At 68.7% G+C, this 17,874-nt stretch carries 15 protein-coding genes; all 15 read right to left on the bottom strand.

What is annotated here, in order from left to right:
• Positions 1-5 precede the first annotated feature (5 nt).
• Complete coding sequence (locus Drose_RS01045; RefSeq protein ID WP_260726299.1) at positions 6-788, bottom strand: IclR family transcriptional regulator; 783 nt, start codon at positions 786-788, stop codon at positions 6-8.
• Positions 789-1,476: 688 nt separating this feature from the next.
• The gene (locus tag Drose_RS01040) at positions 1,477-2,499 is read right to left on the bottom strand and encodes a polyprenyl synthetase family protein (protein ID WP_390891299.1); all 1,023 of its coding nucleotides are present in this window, start codon (positions 2,497-2,499) and stop codon (positions 1,477-1,479) included.
• Between the two features lie 94 nt (positions 2,500-2,593).
• Positions 2,594-4,078 carry an NADH-quinone oxidoreductase subunit NuoN gene (gene nuoN / locus Drose_RS01035; RefSeq protein WP_260729561.1) on the bottom strand — a complete coding sequence of 495 codons (1,485 nt, stop codon included), beginning with the start codon at positions 4,076-4,078 and terminating at the stop codon, positions 2,594-2,596.
• A gap of 47 nt (positions 4,079-4,125) precedes the next feature.
• Entirely contained in the window at positions 4,126-5,655 is a 1,530-nt protein-coding gene (locus tag Drose_RS01030) for an NADH-quinone oxidoreductase subunit M (RefSeq protein ID WP_260726298.1), read from the bottom strand.
• Entirely contained in the window at positions 5,652-7,568 is a 1,917-nt protein-coding gene (gene nuoL, locus Drose_RS01025) for an NADH-quinone oxidoreductase subunit L (protein WP_260726297.1), read from the bottom strand. The genes Drose_RS01030 and nuoL overlap by 4 nt, the downstream gene beginning before the upstream one ends.
• Before the next feature lie 7 nt (positions 7,569-7,575).
• Positions 7,576-7,875, bottom strand: a complete 300-nt coding sequence (gene nuoK, locus Drose_RS01020) for an NADH-quinone oxidoreductase subunit NuoK (RefSeq protein ID WP_190254991.1) — start codon at positions 7,873-7,875, stop codon at positions 7,576-7,578.
• Positions 7,872-8,645 carry an NADH-quinone oxidoreductase subunit J gene (locus tag Drose_RS01015; protein WP_260726296.1) on the bottom strand — a complete coding sequence of 258 codons (774 nt, stop codon included), beginning with the start codon at positions 8,643-8,645 and terminating at the stop codon, positions 7,872-7,874. The genes nuoK and Drose_RS01015 overlap by 4 nt, the downstream gene beginning before the upstream one ends.
• Entirely contained in the window at positions 8,642-9,190 is a 549-nt protein-coding gene (gene nuoI, locus Drose_RS01010; RefSeq protein ID WP_313899987.1) for an NADH-quinone oxidoreductase subunit NuoI, read from the bottom strand. The genes Drose_RS01015 and nuoI overlap by 4 nt, the downstream gene beginning before the upstream one ends.
• A 4-nt stretch (positions 9,191-9,194) precedes the next feature.
• Positions 9,195-10,544 (bottom strand): NADH-quinone oxidoreductase subunit NuoH, encoded by a 1,350-nt coding sequence (gene nuoH, locus Drose_RS01005; RefSeq protein WP_260726295.1) that lies wholly within the window; start codon positions 10,542-10,544, stop codon positions 9,195-9,197.
• Complete coding sequence (locus Drose_RS01000) at positions 10,541-13,003, bottom strand: NADH-quinone oxidoreductase subunit G (protein WP_260726294.1); 2,463 nt, start codon at positions 13,001-13,003, stop codon at positions 10,541-10,543. The genes nuoH and Drose_RS01000 overlap by 4 nt, the downstream gene beginning before the upstream one ends.
• Positions 13,003-14,325, bottom strand: a complete 1,323-nt coding sequence (nuoF, locus tag Drose_RS00995) for an NADH-quinone oxidoreductase subunit NuoF (protein ID WP_260726293.1) — start codon at positions 14,323-14,325, stop codon at positions 13,003-13,005. Before nuoF ends, Drose_RS01000 begins: the two co-directional genes overlap by 1 nt.
• Positions 14,322-15,107: an NADH-quinone oxidoreductase subunit NuoE gene (gene nuoE / locus Drose_RS00990; protein WP_313899986.1), complete on the bottom strand. Its 786-nt coding sequence runs from the start codon at positions 15,105-15,107 to the stop codon at positions 14,322-14,324. Before nuoE ends, nuoF begins: the two co-directional genes overlap by 4 nt.
• Entirely contained in the window at positions 15,104-16,420 is a 1,317-nt protein-coding gene (locus tag Drose_RS00985) for an NADH-quinone oxidoreductase subunit D (RefSeq protein ID WP_260726292.1), read from the bottom strand. The genes nuoE and Drose_RS00985 overlap by 4 nt, the downstream gene beginning before the upstream one ends.
• Before the next feature lie 73 nt (positions 16,421-16,493).
• Positions 16,494-17,192, bottom strand: a complete 699-nt coding sequence (locus Drose_RS00980; protein ID WP_260726291.1) for an NADH-quinone oxidoreductase subunit C — start codon at positions 17,190-17,192, stop codon at positions 16,494-16,496.
• Positions 17,189-17,872: a NuoB/complex I 20 kDa subunit family protein gene (locus Drose_RS00975; RefSeq protein WP_260726290.1), complete on the bottom strand. Its 684-nt coding sequence runs from the start codon at positions 17,870-17,872 to the stop codon at positions 17,189-17,191. Before Drose_RS00975 ends, Drose_RS00980 begins: the two co-directional genes overlap by 4 nt.
• Between the last annotated feature and the right edge of the window lie 2 nt (positions 17,873-17,874).

Raw genomic sequence — 17,874 nt, 5'->3', positions numbered from 1 at the left:
GGACTCTACTGTTGCTCGGCGAACACCGTGGCCAAGTGGTGGGCGGCGGCCAGCAGGCGGGTGCGGACGACCTTCGCCGAGGACATCAGCTCGGCGGGCGGTAGCGCGCAGGCCAGCACGACCCGCCGCTCGGGATCGCGGTCGTTGACCACGACCACGGCCGCACACGCGAGCCCCTGCCGAAACTGGCCGATCTCGATCTGCATGCCCCGCCGCTCGCCGGCGGCCAGGTCGGAGTCGAGTGCTTCGGGCGACGTCAGGGTCGCCGACGTGTATGCCCGCATCCCGGACTCCTTCAGGAACCGCCAACGCTGATCGGACGTCATAGTGGCGAGCAGTGCCTTGCCCAGCGCTGTGGCGTGGGCGGCCTCGTCATACCCGGGCACCAGATCGTCGGACGGCGGCGTCCGCGGCCCCTCGGCCGACGCGGTGACGGCGATCCGCCCGCCGATGAACCGGCCGATGTAGTGGGTGTACCCGGTCTCGGCGGCCGCTCGCCGCAGGCGGTCGATGACCGCACTCGGTCCGCGGAACGCGAGCACCAGTTCCCGGTAGCGGTCGGCGATCTCCAGGCCGACCACATAGGTGCCGTTCTCACGGCGGATGACGTAGCCCTCATAGGCGAGGGTCCGGACCAGGTGGTAGGTCGTCGCGACCGTGAACTCGCACCGCCTCGCGATCTGCTTCACCGTCAGACCGCGAGATGACTGCCCCACCGCCTCCAGCACTCGTAGGGCCCTCGACACGCTCCGGATGAGATCCGAGGGTTCGGCTTGTGGATCCCGCACCGCCGCCCTCCCCAGCCGCAGCAGTAACTGGGTTCACACCATATGAAACTGGAGACGCTCAACGGAACAGTTTGATCATCTATACGGCGAGGTCGGGAGATACCGCCGTACAGCACATAGCGATGAATGCATCATACTGGACATGGCGATCGTGCCGAAGTGTCTACGACACACCGCACAGCTTGAGTAGACATCGATGATCATCATTCTCAGTTGAGTAAGTAATGACCACCTTGATGAGTACTACGCCGTTCCATGTCGTTGTGCCGCTCCTGGCTGTCATCGGCCCGTTGCGACTTGTCGTCGCACCGGGTATCGCCGCCTGCTGGCATTGAGCAACGTGCATTGCGACAAGGAGAAGGCGGCACCAGCGGTGCCGCGAACGCTCCCATGGCGGTCGTGAACCGGGCGGAGCCGGGCGTCAGCGCACCGGGGCTCGGTCGACGGTGTCAGGGCCGTGAACCGCCGAGACGGCACATCAGGCGGGTTTTTGCCCTCCCGGCCGGGCAGCCACTGTCCTGTGGCCGTTCACCGGGCACCGAGGACCACGCCGAGGGGCGGCCCGGGCAGGGCGTCCACGGCGGGCGGGGCTGGCAGGGCGGGCGGGGCGGAAAGGCATGACGGCCCTACGACCGCGCACGGATACAACCGCACGGTGCCGGGCAGAGCCCGCGCAACAACCCAGGCGCTAGTTCGTGCGGTCCGCGATGAAGTCGCAGAGGGACTCGAGCGCCGCACGGGCCGGCACGTGCGGGAGCGGGGTCAGCGAGGCGCGAGCACGGTCGGCGTAGCCGCGGACCGTCTCACGGGCCTGCTTCAGCGCGGCGGACTCGCGCAGCAGGCCGAGCGCCTCGGCGTGCAGCGCGTCGTCGGTCACCGGACCCGCGGAAAGGATCTCCCGCAGCCGGACCGACGCCACGTCGTCGTCGGTCGAGGCCAGCGCGTACAGCACCGGGAGGGTCGGCACGCCCTCGCGCAGGTCGGTGCCCGGGGTCTTGCCGGACTGGGTGCTCTCGCTGGCGATGTCGATGAGGTCGTCGGAGAGCTGGAACGCGATGCCGAACGTCTCGGCGAACGTCGCCAGCGCATCGATCTGCTCCGGCGTACACCCGCCGAACATGCCACCGAACCGCGCGCTCGTCGAGATCAGCGAGCCGGTCTTCTGCGAGATGACCCGCAGATAGTGCGAAATCGCGTCTTCGCCGTCGAGCGGGCCGGCGGTCTCGGCGACCTGGCCGTGCACGAGCCGCGAGAAGGTGCTCGCCTGGATCTTGACCGCTTCGATGCCGAGGTGGGTCGCGAGGTCGGCGGCACGGGCGAACAGGTAATCGCCGATCAGAATCGCGAGCGAGTTGCCCCAGCGGGAGTTCGCGCTGGGCGCGCCCCGACGCACGGACGCCTCGTCCATGACGTCGTCGTGGTACAGGGTGGCCAGGTGGGTGAGCTCGACGACGGCACCGGCGGTGACCACGTCACGGGAGCTCGGGTCGCCGAAGTGCGCGGCCAGCGCCACCAGTAACGGCCGGAACCGCTTGCCGCCCGCGTCGACAAGGTGCCGGGCCGCCTCGGTGACCAGCGGGTTCGCGCTGTTCACGGAGTCGACGAGCACCGCCTCGACGTCCCGCAGGATCGCCGTGACGCTGCTTTCCAGCTCCGGATCGGCGAAGGTCAATCCGACGGAGGCACTCGACTGCACGGTTCCCGTACTCACCACAGCTCCAACGATGCCACACCCTCATCGGGCTCCTGATACAGGGACGTCCCCGCGTGGAAGGCCACGGGGGGACGTCACTGTCATTGCGGTCTTACCTGAGGAAGGTACCGGCATTCTGGGTGACCTCGAGCAGCGCACCCGGTGCCACGCCAAGGACCAGTGTGGCGACCGCGCCGATGACGAGCGCGGCCGCGGTCATCGCACCCGGGATGGACACCGCCGGCGTCGCCTCGCCCGGCTCGGACAGCCACATCATGACGACCACCCGCAGGTACGGGAATGCCAGAATCGCGCTGCTCACCACACCCGCGATCACCAACCAGGTCTGGTGGCCGTCGATGGCCGCGGCGAACACGCCGAACTTGGCGGTGAAGCCGCTGGTGAGCGGAAGGCCGGCGAAGGCCAGCAGGATGAAGGTGAACAGCGACGCGTACAGCGGCGACCGCCGACCCAGCCCGGCCCAGCGCGACAGGTGCGTGGCCTCCCCGTCGGCGTCGCGGACCAGCGTGACCACGCCGAACGCGGCGAGAACGGTGAAGCCGTAGGCCACCAGGTAGAACATCGAGCTGGACAGGCCCTGCTCGTTGAGCGCCAGCACGCCGACGAGCAGGTAACCCGCGTTGGCGATGGAGGAGTAGGCCAGCAGCCGCTTGATGTCGGTCTGGGTGACCGCCAGGATCGCCCCGACGATCATGGTGAGAACCGCCACAGTGCCCAGCACCGGCTGGATGGTCCACTCGGTGCCCTTGAACCCGACGTACACCAGGCGCAGCAGCCCGCCGAACGCGGCGACCTTGGTGCAGGCCGCCATGAGCGCGGTGATCGGCGTCGGCGCACCCTGGTACACGTCCGGCGTCCACACGTGGAACGGCACCGCCGCGGCCTTGAACAGCAGGCCGATCGCCAGCATCGCCAGGCCGACGTAGAGCAGGATGTCGTCGTTGGGCGAGTTCCCGATCGCGGTGTCGATCGCCTTGAAGTCCACCTGGCCGGCGAAGCCGTAGACGAGCGCGATGCCGAACAGGAAGAACGCCGACGCGAACGAGCCCAGGAGGAAGTACTTCATCGCGGCCTCCTGCGACAGCAGCCGCCGGCGGCGGGCCAACGCGCAGAGCAGGTAGAGCGGCAGCGAGAAGACCTCGAGCGCGACGAACATCGTCAACAGGTCGTTTGCCGTGCAGAACAGCAGCATGCCGGCGAGCGCGAACATCGTCAGCGGGAACACCTCGGTCGCGCCGTGTGCCCGCAGGGCCTGCTCCTGGTCGCGGTCGGTGTTGGCGGTGACCGCGGCCTGGGCGACGAACGCGCCGCCCGGCTCCAGGGTCCGCTCACCGATCAGCAGCAGGGAGACGATGCCCAGCACGATGATCGCGCCGGACAGGAACAGTCCCGGCCCGTCGACGGCCACCGCGGTCTGCGCGGTGATGACCTCGGTGCTGCCCTGCCGGATCACCATCACCAGGGCGGCGACCAGGCCGAGCAGCGCCAGCGTCAACTGGACCGTGTGCCGAACCCGCCGCGGAACGAAGCCCTCGACGAGGACCCCGACGCACGCGACGCCGAAGAGGATCAGCATCGGCGAGAGCGCCGCGTAATCCAGGTTCGGCAGTTGGAGTTTGTCGTTCACTTGCCGGCCTCCACGGTGCCTGCAATGGGCTTCGGGTCGGTCTTGCCGACGTCCTGCATGGTCGCCTTCACCGCCGGGTTGATCACGTCGATGACCGGCTTCGGATAGAAGCCGAGCAGCAGGATCAGGGCGATCAGCGGAGTGACGACAACGGCCTCACGCAGCGACAGGTCCCGGCCCATCGCCTTGATCTCCAGCAGCTTCGGGTTCGGCGTGCCCTGCGTGGTCCGCTGGATCATCCACAGCACGTATCCCGCGGCGAGGACGATGCCGGCCGTCGCGATGATCGCCACCGTCTTGTTCACCGTGAACGTGCCGAGCAGCACGAGGAACTCGGAGATGAACGGCGACGTGCCCGGCAGCGCCAGCGAGGCGAGACCGGCGATGAAGAAGACCCCGGCGAGGACCGGCATCAGCTTGCCCGCGCCGCCGAAGTCGGTCACCAGTGCGCTGCCCCGGCGGGACACCAGCATGCCGACGACCAGGAACAGCAGGCCGGTCGCGAGGCCGTGGTTGACCATGTAGAGGACCGCGCCGGTGCCGGCCTGCGTGGTGAAGGCGAAGATGCCGATACCGATGAAGCCGAAGTGGGCGATCGAGGTGTAGGACACCAGGCGCTTGAGGTCGTTCTGGCCGATGGCCACCAGCGCGCCGTAGACGATGCCGATGAGCGCCAGCGTGAGGCCGAGCCAGGCGAAGTCCTTCGACGCGTTCGGGAACAGCGGCAGGCAGTACCGCAGGATGCCGAACGTGCCGACCTTGTCCAGCACGCCGACCAGCAGCGCCGCCGCACCCGCCGGCGCGGCGCCACCGGCGTCGGGCAGCCAGGTGTGGAACGGGAAGAACGGCGCCTTGATCGCGAAGGCGACGAAGAAGCCGAGGAACAGCCAGCGCTCGGTGTTGACCGAGAAGTCCGCGGAAACCAACTGCTGCCAGTCGAACGTGTGGCCGCCGAGCACCCACAACCCGACCACCGAGGCGAGCATGAACAGACCGCCGAGCAGCGAGTACAGGAAGAACTTCACCGCCGCGTACTGCTTCTGGTGCCCGCCGTACGAACCGATCAGGAAGTACATCGGCACGAGCATGACCTCGAAAAACACGTAGAACAGGAACACGTCCTGCGCGGCGAAGACGCCGATCATCGTGCATTCGAGCGCGAGCAGCAGCGCGAAGTACGCCGGCACCGACCGTTTGCTGTTGTCGGCGTCGTGCCAGGAGGCCAGGATGACCACCGGCACGAGCAGCGCGATCAGCGCGATCATGACGAGCGCGATGCCGTCGATGGCGAACGTGAACTTGGCACCCCACTGCGGGATCCACGTCCACGAGTCCTTCAGTTGGAACCGCTCCCCGCCGGCGTCGAACTGCGTCCACAGCCCCACGGTCAGCGCCAGGACGACGACCGACCAGGCCAGCGCGGCGCGCTTGGCCAGCTCGGGCTTGCCCTTCGGCAGGAAGGCGATCCCCGCCGCGCCGACGAGCGGCGCGGCCGTGAGGACGGTCAGGTATGGGAAGTGGCTCATCCGAACCTCACCGCGAGCGTGGCGGCGACGACGAGCACCGCACCACCGAGGATGGACAGGGCATAGGAGCGCACGAACCCGGTCTGGGCCCGGCGTAGTCGGCCGGATCCGCCACCGACGCCCGCGGCCAGGCCGTTGACCAGCCCGTCGATGCCGCGGTTGTCGAGGTAGACCAGCGCGCGGGTCAGGTAGCGGCCCGGCGCCTCGAAGACCGCCTCGTTGAAGGAGTCGGTGTAGAGGTTCTTGCGCGCGGCGGTGACCACCACACCGGCCGGCTGCTCCTCCAGGGCGGTGCCCTTGCGGAACAGCGCCCAGGCCAGACCCGCGCCGATGAACATGAGCGCGAACGACAGGATCGTGACCGTCGTGTGGCCGATGACGCCGTGCGCCTCCTCGGCCGGCTCGGGGCCGTAGACCGGGGTGAGCCACTCCTGCACGTTGCCGGTGAGGAGCATGCCGGCGAAGAACGAGCCGATCGCCAGCAGGATCAGCGGAACGGTCATGATGTACGGCGACTCGTGCGGGTGCTTGATGTCCTCGGTCCACCGCTTCGGGCCGTGGAAGGTGAGGATGAACAGCCGCGTCATGTAGAACGCGGTCAACCCCGCGCCCAGCAGCGCCGCACCCCCGAAGACCCAGCCCTGCCAGCCCTCGCGCTCGAAGGCGGCGGCGATGATCGGCTCCTTCGAGAAGTAGCCGGACAACGGCCACATGCCGATGATCGCGAGCCAGCCGGCGGCGAACGTCCAGTACGTGATCGGCATGATCCGCCACAGTGCGCCGAAGCGGCGGATGTTGACCTGGTCGTTCATGCCGTGCATGACCGACCCGGCGCCGAGGAACATGTTGGCCTTGAAGAAGCCGTGCGCCAGCAGGTGAATCAGCGCCAGCGCGTATGCCCCGCCGCCGAGCCCGACGCCGAGGAACATGTAGCCGATCTGGCTGACCGTCGACCAGGCCAGAACCCGCTTGATGTCGTCCTTCGCCGCGCCGATGATACAGCCCATCAGCAGCGTGAGGGCACCGACCGCGACGACGATGAGCTGCGCGGTCTCGTTCAGGTCGAAGATCGCGTGCGAGCGGGCGATCAGGTAGACGCCACCGGTGACCATCGTCGCGGCGTGGATCAGGGCGGAGACCGGGGTCGGACCCTCCATGGCGTCGGGCAACCAGGCCTGCAGCGGGAACTGACCTGACTTGCCGGTCGCGCCGAGCAGCAGCAGGAGCGCCATCGCCAGGACCACGCCGCTGCTGAGGTTGTGCACGTTGTTGAAGACCTCGTCGTAGTTCACCGTGCCGAGGTAGGCGAACATCATGAAGATGGCGATCGCGAACCCGGCGTCACCGACGCGGTTCATGAGGAACGCCTTCTTGCCGGCCGTCGCCGCGCTGGGCCGCAGATACCAGAACGAGATCAGCAGGTAGGAGGCGAGACCCACGCCCTCCCAGCCGAAGTAGAGCATCACGTAGTTGTTGCCGAGGACCAGCAACAGCATCGCCGCGATGAACAGGTTGAAGTACGCGAAGAACTTCCGTCGGCCCGGGTCGTGCGCCATGTAGCCCACGGCGTACAGGTGGATCAGCGAGCCGACACCCGTGATCAGCAGCACGAACATCGCCGACAGCGGGTCGAACAGCAGGCCCATGTCGACGTGGAAGCTCCCGACGCCGATGTAGTCCCACAGCTTGAGTTCGACACCGCTGCGGTTCTCCAGTCCGCGCAGCGTGAAGAAGTACGTCAGGCCGAGCACGAACGACGCGGCGACGCTGAGCACACCGAGCCAGTGACCCCAGCGGTCGGCCCGCTTGCCCAGCAGCAGCAGGATCGCTGCGCTGGCCAGCGGGATCGCCAGGAGCAGCCAGAACGTGCCCAGCCACCCGGTCGCCGCCGAGTAGGCGATTTCCTCCACCACCCGCTCCTTAGTACTTCAGCAGGTTCGCGTCGTCGACGCTGGCAGAGCGCCGAGTCCGGAAGATCGACATGATGATCGCCAGGCCGACGACGACCTCGGCCGCCGCCACGACCATGACGAAGAACGCCATGATCTGCCCGTCGAGCGTGCCGTTGATCCGGCTGAACGTGACCAGCGCGAGGTTGGCCGCGTTCAGCATCAACTCGATGCACATGAACAGCACGATCGCGTTCCGGCGGATGAGCACGCCGACTGCACCGATCGTGAACAGGATCGCCGCGAGGACGATGTAGTACGTCGGAGTCACTTCTCGGTCCCCTTAGGTGCGACGTCGGCGGACGTCAACTCCCGGGTCGGGAGGATCTTGGAGATGCTGCGGTCCGCCGGCGTACCGTCAGGCAGCCGCGCGGGCGTCGCCACCGAGTCGGAGGTGGCGAACACGCCGGGGCCCGGCTTCGGCGCCGGGTAGTTGCCCGGGCGGAACCGCGCCACCATGAGCTCCGGCTGGCTGACCTTGTCTTCCTTGCGCTTCTCGATGTGGGCCAGGATCATCGCGCCCACCGCCGCCGTGATCAGCAGCGCCGAGGTGACCTCGAAGACGAAGACGTACTTGGTGAACAACAGCCGGGAGATGCCGATCACGTTGCCCGCCGAGTTGGCGTTCGCGAGGCCCTGCGGGGTGCTGCCGCCGAGCGCGCGGTACAGGCCGATACCCAGCAGCAGCGCCAGGCCGACGCCCAGCGCTATGGCGGCCATCCGTTGCCCGCGCAACGTCTCGATCAGCGAGTCGGACGAGTCACGACCGACGAGCATCAGCACGAACAGGAACAGCATCATGATCGCGCCGGTGTAGACGATGATCTGTACCATGCCGATGAACGGCCCGGCCTGCAGGACGTAGAACACGCCCAGGCACATCATCGTGATCACCAGGAACAGCGCGGAGTGCACCGCGTTGCGGGCCCAGACCATGCCGATGGCCCCCAGCACCGCGAGCGGCGCGAGGATCCAGAAGGCGGCGGCCTCACCGCCCTTCACGTCGCCGGACGCGGCCAGTAGCTGCAGTGAGAGGTTCACGAGCCGGCCCCCTTGTACCGCTCGGCGCCGGCCGAGGTGCCGGGGTTCTCCAGCGCGCCGACGTAGTAGTCCTTCTCGGAGTCGCCGAGCCGCATGTCGTGCGGCGGGCGCTCCATCCCCGGCAGCAGCGGCGCGAGCAACTGCTCCTTGGTGAAGATCAGGTCGCGGCGGTTGTCCCGGGCCAGCTCGTACTCGTTGCTCATGGTGAGCGAACGGGTCGGGCAGGCCTCGATACACAGGCCGCAGAAGATGCAGCGCGCGTAGTTGATCTGGTACGTCTGCGCGTACCGCTCACCGGGCGAGAAGCGAGCCTCTTCGGTGTTGTCGGCGCCCTCGACGAAGATCGCGTCCGCGGGGCAGGCCCACGCGCACAGCTCGCAGCCGATGCACTTCTCGAGACCGTCCGGCCACCGGTTGAGGATGTGCCGCCCGTGGTAGCGCGGCGCTGGTGGCTTGCGCTGCTCCGGGTACTCCTCGGTGACCACCTTCTTGAACATGTGCGAGAAGGTGACCCCGAAACCCTTCAGAGTCCCACCGATGCTCATGTTGTCAGCTCTCCTTGCTGGTCGAGACGGTTTCCCGCTCGACGATCACGCGCTTGGCCCGCGGGCTCGGCGGCACCTCGAGGTTCATCGGAGGCAGCGGGAAGCCGTTGGCACCGCCGACCCGGCCGCCGGGGTCCGGCTTCGGCATGTCGGCGAGGACGTCCTTGCGGCCGCGCTGCATGCCGACCATGACCAGCACGAGCAGGACCAGCACGGCGATCCCGGCGCCGATGCCGACCCGGTTGCCGGTGCTCAGCTCGCCCTTCTGCATGAGGCGGATGCCCGACAGCGCCAGGATCCACACCAGGTTGGCCGGGATCAGCACCTTCCAGCCGAATCGCATGAACTGGTCGTAGCGCAGCCGGGGCAGCGTGCCGCGGAGCCACACGAAGACGAACAGCAGCAGGAGGACCTTGATGGTGAACCAGAGCACCGGCCACCAGCCGTGGTTCGCGCCGTCCCAGAGCGAGATCGGCCACGGGGCCCGCCAGCCGCCGAGGAACAGCGTCGCGCACAGGCCGGAGACGGTGACCATGTTGATGTACTCGGCGAGGAAGAACAGCGCGAACTTCAGCGACGAGTATTCGGTGTGGAAGCCACCGACCAGCTCGGACTCGGCCTCGGGCAGGTCGAACGGTGCGCGGTTGGTCTCACCGACCGCGGAGGTGAAGTAGATCAGGAAGCTCGGCAGCAGCAAAATCGCGTACCAGGCCGGGGCGTCGAAGGTCCAGCTACCGATGCCGATCGTGCCGTTGCCCGCCTGCGCCTCGACGATCCCCGAGGTCGACATGGTGCCGGCCACCAGGAAGACCGAGACGATGGACAGGCCCATCGCCACCTCGTACGAGATCATCTGCGCGCTCGACCGCAGACCACCCAGCAACGGGTAGGTCGAGCCGGAGGCCCAGCCGCCCAGCACGATGCCGTAGATGCCCATCGACGAGCAGGCCAGCACCAGCAGCACCGCCACCGGGATGTCGGTGAGCTGCAGCGGCGACTGGTGGCCGAAGATCGACACCGTCGGGCCGAACGGCATGACCGAGAACGCGGTGAACGCGCAGACGGTCGAGATGACCGGCGCGAAGAAGAAGACGACCTTGTCGGCCATCTTCGGCATGATGTCTTCCTTGAACGCCAGCTTCAGGCCGTCGGCCAGCGACTGCAGCAGACCGAAGGGGCCGTTGCGGTTCGGGCCGGGCCGGACCTGCATCCGGGCGACGACGCGCCGCTCGTACCAGATGGCGAAGAGCGTCATGACGACCAGGAAGGCGAAGATCACGACGACCTTGGCCAGCACCAGCCACCATGGGTCCTTGCCGAACTGGTCCAGGTTGCCGTACGCGAGAGGCGTCATTTTGTGCTACCCCCAGTGCTGATCTCGACCAGCGCGCCCTCGGCGACGCCGAGCGTGCGGCGCAGGGTCGAGCCCGGTGAGTTCGTCGGGATCCACACGACCCCGTCGACCATGTCGGTGACGAGCGCCGGCAGGGTGATCGCACCCCGCCCGGTGCCGACCGTCACCGCGTCGCCGTCGACCACACCGAGGTCGGCCGCGGTGCTCTTGGAGATCCGGACCACGGCGGGGCGGGCGGTGCCGGCCAGGTGGCCGTCGCCGTCCTGCAGCGAGCCGTTGTCGATCAGGTGGTGCCAGGAGGCGAGGATCGCCTGGCCGCCGGCCGGCTGGGCGACCGTGCCGGGCGCCACCGACGGGGCGGTGCCCCGGGTGCTGGTGCCGGCACCGACCAGGCCGACCGTCGCCGTGCCCGGCAGCGGTAGCTGGGCCAGCGCGGCGAGCTGCGCACGGACCGTGGTGACGTCGCCGACGCCCAACTGGACGCCCAACTCGCGGGCCAGCGTGTCGAGCACCCGCGCGTCGCTCATCGCCGGGGTCTTGAGCACGGTGCCGAACGGCCGGACCCGGCCCTCCCAGTTGACGAAGGAGCCGCTCTTCTCGACCGCCGCGGCGACCGGGAAGACGACGTCGGCCCGCCTGGTGACGGCGCTCGCCCGCAGCTCCAGGCTGACCACGAACCCGACGTTGTCGAGGGCCTCCTCGGCCGCCAGCGGGTCGGCCAGGTCGGCCGGGTCGACGCCGGCGACGAGCAACGCCCCGAGCCGGCCGTCGCGCGCGGCGGCGACGATGCCGTCGGTGTCACGGCCGGAGGCGCTGGGCAGTACACCCGCGTCGAGGCTCCACGCCGTCGCGACCTCGCTGCGCGCGGCCGGGTCGAAGACCGGTCGACCGCCGGGCAGCAGGGTCGGCAGCGCGCCGGCCTCGACCGCGCCCCGGTCGCCGGCTCGGCGGGGAACCCACGCGAGCCGGGCGCCGGTGGACTCGGCGAGCCGCGCCGCGGCGGACAGGCCGCCTTCGACGCTCGCGAGCCGCTCGCCGACGAACAGAATCGCGCCCTCCGCCGACAGCGCCTCGCGCAGTTGCTCGGACGCGCCGAGCACCTCCGCCTCGGCACCAGGCGCGGTGAGGATGACGGTGGAGCCGAGCTTCTCGAACCCGCGGCTGACGAACGGCGCGACGGCGTAGCTGGCCAGGCCGCGCTTGAGATAGGTCTTGCGGGTCCGCAGGAAGATGATCGGGCACTCCTCCTCGGGCTCCAGCCCGACGAAGACCACCGCGGGGGCCCGCTCGATATCGGCGTAGGTGACCTCGGCCCGGCCCACGACGTGCGAGCCGAGGAACTCGGTCTCCTCGGCCGACAGCGGCCGGGCGCGGAAGTCGATGTCGTTGGTGCCGAGGGCGATGCGGGCGAACTTCGAGTACGCGTATGCGTCCTCGACGGTCAGCCGGCCACCGGTCAGGACGCCGACGCCGCCGTTGTCCTTCGCCGCCGCCAGGCCGGCCGCCGCGGTGGCGATCGCCTCGGGCCAGCTCGCCGCACGCAGCTCCCCGGTCTTGCCGTCACGCACCAGCGGCGTGGTCAGGCGGTCATTTGCGTTGACGTACTGGAAGGCGAACCGGCCCTTGTCGCAGTTCCACTCTTCGTTGACCGCCGGGTCGTCGCCGGCCAGGCGGCGCATGACCTTGCCGCGGCGGTGGTCGGCCCGCTGGTCACAGCCGGCCGCGCAGTGCTCGCACGTGTTCGGCGTCGACACCAGGTCGAAGGGCCGGGCGCGGAAGCGGTACTGCGAGCTGGTCAGCGCGCCGACCGGGCAGATCTGGATGGTGTTGCCGGAGAAGTAGGAGTTGAACGGCGCGTCGTCGGCCGGCGAGTCGGGGTCGCCGCGGAAGACGCCGATCTGCTCGTTGGACGACCGCTCCATCAGGTCGATGAACTTGTCACCGGCGATCTCGTCGGAGAACCGGGTGCAGCGCTGGCAGAGCACGCACCGCTCGCGGTCGAGCAGCACCTGCGTGCTGATCGGCAGCGGTTTCGGGTATTCCCGCTTGTGCTCGACGAACCGCGACTCCGCCTGACCGTTGCTCATCGCCTGGTTCTGCAGCGGGCACTCGCCACCCTTGTCGCACACCGGGCAGTCGAGCGGGTGGTTGATCAGGAGGAACTCCATGATGCCCTCTTGGGCCTTCTTGGCCACGTCGGAGGTCATCTGGGTCCGTACGACCATACCCTCGGCCACCGGCTGCGTGCAGGACGCCACCGGCTTGCGCTGCCCCTCGATGTCGACCAGGCACTGCCGGCAGGCACCGGCCGGGGCCAGCAGCGGGTGGTCGCAGAAGCGCGGGATCGAGATGCCCATCTGCTCGGCGACCCGGATGACGAGTGCACCCTTGGGCGCCTCGACCTCGATGCCGTCGATCGTCAGCTTGACGGTGTCGACCTTGGGAACCACGTCGGTCATCAGTGGGCTCCTACCAGCTCGCCCTTGAACATCGGGGCCTTGCGGCCCTCGATGTAGTCCAGGTAGTCCTGCTTGAAGTACTTGATCGAGGACGTCACCGGGCTGGTCGCACCGTCACCGAGCGCGCAGAACGAGCGGCCCAGCAGGTTGTCGCAGGCGTCCAGCAGGGTGTCGAGATCCCGGTGGGTGCCTTGGCCGGCGAGGATGCGGTGCAGGATCCGCACCATCCAGTAGTTGCCCTCGCGGCACGGGGTGCACTTGCCGCAGGACTCGTGGTGGTAGAACGCGATCCAGCGGTAGGTCGCGTAGACGATGTCGTCCTGGTCGGAGAAGACCTGGACGGCGGTGGTGCCGAGCATCGTGCCGACGCCCGCCATGCCCTCGAAGTCCATCGGCGTGTCGAGGTGCTCGTCGGTGAGCATCGGCGTCGAAGAGCCGCCCGGCGTCCAGAACTTCAGCTTGTGGCCGGGCTGCATGCCGCCCGCCAGGTCGATGAGCTGCCGCAGCGTGACGCCGAGGCCGCACTCGTACTGACCCGGACTGTTGACCCGCCCGGAGATCGAGTAGATCTTCGGGCCCGGCGACTTCTCGGTGCCCATGCTGCGGAACCACTGGGAGCCGCCGAGCACGATGTAGGGCACGCTGGCGATCGTCTCGACGTTGTTGACGACCGTCGGCGAGGCGTAGAGCCCGTGCGTCGCCGGGAAGGGCGGGCGCAGCCGGGGCTGTCCGCGGTACCCCTCCAGGGAGTCGAGCAGCGCCGTCTCCTCGCCGCAGATGTAGGCGCCGGCTCCGCTGTGGACGACCACGTCGAGGTCGAAGCCGCTGCCCAGGATGTTGGTGCCCAGGTAGCCCTTGGCGTAGGCCTGCTGAACCGCCGCACGCAGCCGGCGGGCCGCGTGGACCGCCTCGCCCCGGATGTAGATCGCGGCGAAGTTGGCCCGGATCGCGTAGGAGGCGATGATGACCCCTTCGACCAGCGCGTGCGGGTCGGCCATCATCAGCGGCAGGTCCTTGCAGGTGCCCGGCTCGCCCTCGTCGGCGTTGACGACCAGGTAGTGCGGCTTGCCGTCGTTCTGCGGGATGAAGCCCCACTTCATGCCGGTCGGGAAGCCGGCACCGCCACGGCCGCGCAGGCCCGAGTCCTTGACGAGCTGGATCAGCTCGTCCGGGTGGGCCTTCAGCGCCTTGCGCAGCGCGGTGTAGCCGTCGAGGCGCTCGTAGACGTCGATCTTCCACGCGTCGGGCGACAGCCAGCGCTTGGTGAGCACCGGCGTCAGCTTCGACAGCGACTCCTGCGAGGGCTGGTAGTCGAGGGTCACTTGGCCTCCTTCTGCGGCAGCGGACCGTCACCTGCCGGCTTCGCGTCGGAGGCGGGCTTCGGTGCGGTCTCCGGTGCCTTGGGTGGCGGCGCGTCGGCCTTCTTGGCGATCGGCGTCTCGGGGTCGAACCCGGGGACGGCGATCGCGAACCGCTCGGCGAGCCGGTTGCCGGCCAGCGTCGGGCCGCCCGCGGTGCCTTCGGCGACGACCTCGTCGCCGCGGTCGTCAGCGAAGCCGGCGAGCTGCACCGCCATCTCCTTCAGCGTGCACAGCCGCGTGCCACGGGTCGGCTGCGGGCGCTCGCCGTTCTGCAACTGCTTGACCAGCCCCAGCGCGCTGTCCTCGGTGACCTGGTCGAAGAACTCGTAGTTGACCGTCATCACGGGCGCGTAGTCGCAGGCCGCGAGGCACTCGGCGTGCTCCAGCGTGATCCGCCCGTCGGCGGTCGTCTCGTCGTGGCCGACCCCGAGGTAGTCGCTCAGGGCCTGGTACGCCTTGTCGCCGCCGAGCACGCCGCACATGGTGTTGGTGCAGACGCTGACCAGCCAGTCGCCGGTCGGCTTACGCTTGTACATGGTGTAGAACGTCGCCACGGCGCCGACCTCAGCCTTGGTCAGGCCGAGCACCTCCGCGCAGAACGAGATGCCGTCCGCGGAGACGTAGCCCTCTTCCGACTGCACCAGGTGCAGCAGCGGCAGCAGCGCGGAGCGCGAGCGGCCCTCGGGGTAGCGCGCGATGATCTGACGCGCGCGGTCACGCGTGACCTCACTGAACACCATCAACGATCACACCCACCCATGACGGGGTCGAGCGAGGCGCCGCCCACGATGACGTCGGCGAGGAGTCCGCCTTCGGCCATGACCGGGATCGCCTGCAGATTGACGAAGCTGGGCTCGCGGTAGTGCACGCGGAAGGGGCGCGTGCCTCCGTCGGAGACGGCGTGCACGCCGAGCTCGCCGCGGGGCGCCTCGATCGGCACGTAGACCTGACCGGGCGGGACCCGGAAGCCCTCGGTCACCAGCTTGAAGTGGTGGATCAGGGCCTCCATGGACTGGCCCATGATCTTCGCGACGTGCTCCAGCGAGTTGCCCAGGCCGTCGCCGCCGATGGCCAACTGTGCGGGCCACGCGATCTTCTTGTCGCCGATCATGATCGGACCCGGCTCCAGGCGGTCCATCGCCTGCCGGATGATCTTGACGGACTCCCGCATCTCGTTGAGCCGGACCTTGTAGCGGCCCCACGCGTCACCGGTCGGCTCGGTGGGCACCGCGAAGTCGTAGGTCTCGTATCCGAGGTACGGCTGCGTCTTGCGGAGATCCCAGGCCAGGCCGGCGGAGCGCAGCACCGGACCGGTGATGCCCAGCGCCAGGCAGCCGGCCATGTCGAGGACGGCCACGCCTTGCGTGCGCTCCCGCCAGATGGTGTTGCCGGAGAGCAGGTCCTCGTACATGTCGATGCGCTCGGGCATCCACTCGAGGAGCTCGCGGATCTTCGCCGCCGCCTCGTCCGGCAGGTCCTGCGCCAGGCCGCCGGGACGGATGTACGCGTGGTTCATCCGGAGGCCGGAAGTCAGCTCGAAGATGTCGAGGACGTACTCACGCTCACGGAAGCCGTAGATCATCATCGACAGAGCGCCGAGCTCCATGCCCGTCGTGGCGAGCCACACCAGGTGGGACGAGATCCGGTTGAGCTCCATCATCAGGACCCGGATCGTCTTCGCCCGCTCGGTGATCTGGTCCTCGATGCCGAGCAGCTTCTCGACCGCCATGCAGTAGGCGGTCTCGTTGAACATCGGCGCGAGGTAGTCCATGCGCGTGACGAACGTCGAGCCCTGCGTCCAGTTGCGGAACTCGAGGTTCTTCTCGATGCCGGTGTGCAGGTAGCCGATGACGGTGCGCGCCTCGGTGACCGTCTCGCCTTCCAGCTCGAGCACCAGGCGGAGCACGCCGTGCGTCGAGGGGTGCTGCGGCCCCATGTTGACGACGATGCGCTCCTCGGAGCCGGCCTCGTCGACGACCGTGTCCCAGTCGCCACCCGTGACGGTGAAGACCCGGCCCTCGGTGGTCTCGCGCGAGCTCGCGTAATCGGTGGTCATCGGGCCACCTCGCTTCGCTCGGCGTCCCGACGCCCTGAAACCTGAGCCATCTTGTGACTCCGCATCCGCTCCGTCACTGGTAACTCCTCCGCTGGTCCGGCGGTGGGATCTCCGCACCCTTGTACTCGACCGGCACGCCGCCGAGCGGGTAGTCCTTCCGCTGCGGGAAGCCCTCCCAGTCGTCCGGCATGAGGATCCGGGTCAGGTTGGGGTGACCGTCGAAGACGACGCCGAACATGTCGTAGGTCTCGCGCTCCTGCCAGTCGGCGGTCGGGTAGACCTGGGTGACGCTCGGCAGGTGCGGAACCTCGGCGGTCACGGCCGCCTCGAGACGGACCCGGCGGCGGAACGTCAGCGACGTCAGGTGATACGTCACGTGCAGCCGACGGCCGTCGGAGCCGAGGTAGTCGACGCCGGAGACGGAGGAGCACAGCTCGAACCGCAGGGCCGGGTCGTCGCGCATGGCCTGGCAGACCTCGGCGATGCGCTCGGGCACGATGTGCAGCGTCAGCTCGCCGCGGTCGACCACGATCCGCTCGATCGCGTCGTTGAAGCCGGTGTAGGCCTCTTCGAGCGCGTCGACGACCTCGTCGAACTCGCCGCCGAACGGCCGGGGCGAGTCGAGCTCCACCGCGCGGCGCCGCTGGAGACCGCCGAAGCCGGACGTGTCACCGGTTCCCTGCACGCCGAACATGCCCCGCCCGGCGCCGCTCGACGGCGGCTGCTGCGCGGAGGCGCCCAGCTCGGCACCGACCGGCTCTACCTCAGTCACTTCGTACCTCCGGACAGGTTCGCCCGCTCTTCCATCCACTTCTGGATGCGCAACTGCTCTTCGCGCCCTTGCTCGGCGGCCTTGGTCCACTCGGCGCGCTTCGCCTTGTTGAACCGGTAGCTCGACGGCATCGCGCCGGGGGCCACCACCGGGGCGCCGTCGCGCTCGACCCGCGCCTTGACCCGCGCCTCGATCGCGCGGCGGCGCCGGTCGCCAAGCGGCTCGGCCATGACCTTGTCGTGCAGCCGCAGGATCGCGTCGATCAGCATCTCCGGCCGCGGCGGGCAGCCAGGCAGATACATGTCGACGGGCACGATGTGATCGACGCCCTGGACGATCGCGTAGTTGTTGAACATGCCGCCGCTCGACGCGCAGACGCCCATCGAGAGCACCCACTTGGGCTCGGGCATCTGGTCGTAGATCTGGCGCAGGACCGGGGCCATCTTCTGGCTCACGCGGCCGGCGACGATCATCAGGTCGGCCTGGCGGGGGCTGGCCCGGAAGACCTCCATGCCGAAACGCGCCAGGTCGTAGCGTGCCGCGCCGGTCGCCATCATCTCGATGGCGCAGCAGGCCAGGCCGAACGTGGCCGGCCAGAAGCTCGCCTTACGTGACCAGTTGACCAGCTTCTCGACGGTGGTCAGCAGAACGCCGGTCGGTACCTTTTCCTCGATGCCCATGG

It is taken from the genome of Dactylosporangium roseum (assembly GCF_025264685.1).
GTDB lineage: Bacteria > Actinomycetota > Actinomycetes > Mycobacteriales > Micromonosporaceae > Dactylosporangium > Dactylosporangium roseum.
The sequence above is the reverse complement of the archived record's forward strand: the minus strand, read 5'-3'. Positions and strand labels throughout refer to the sequence as shown.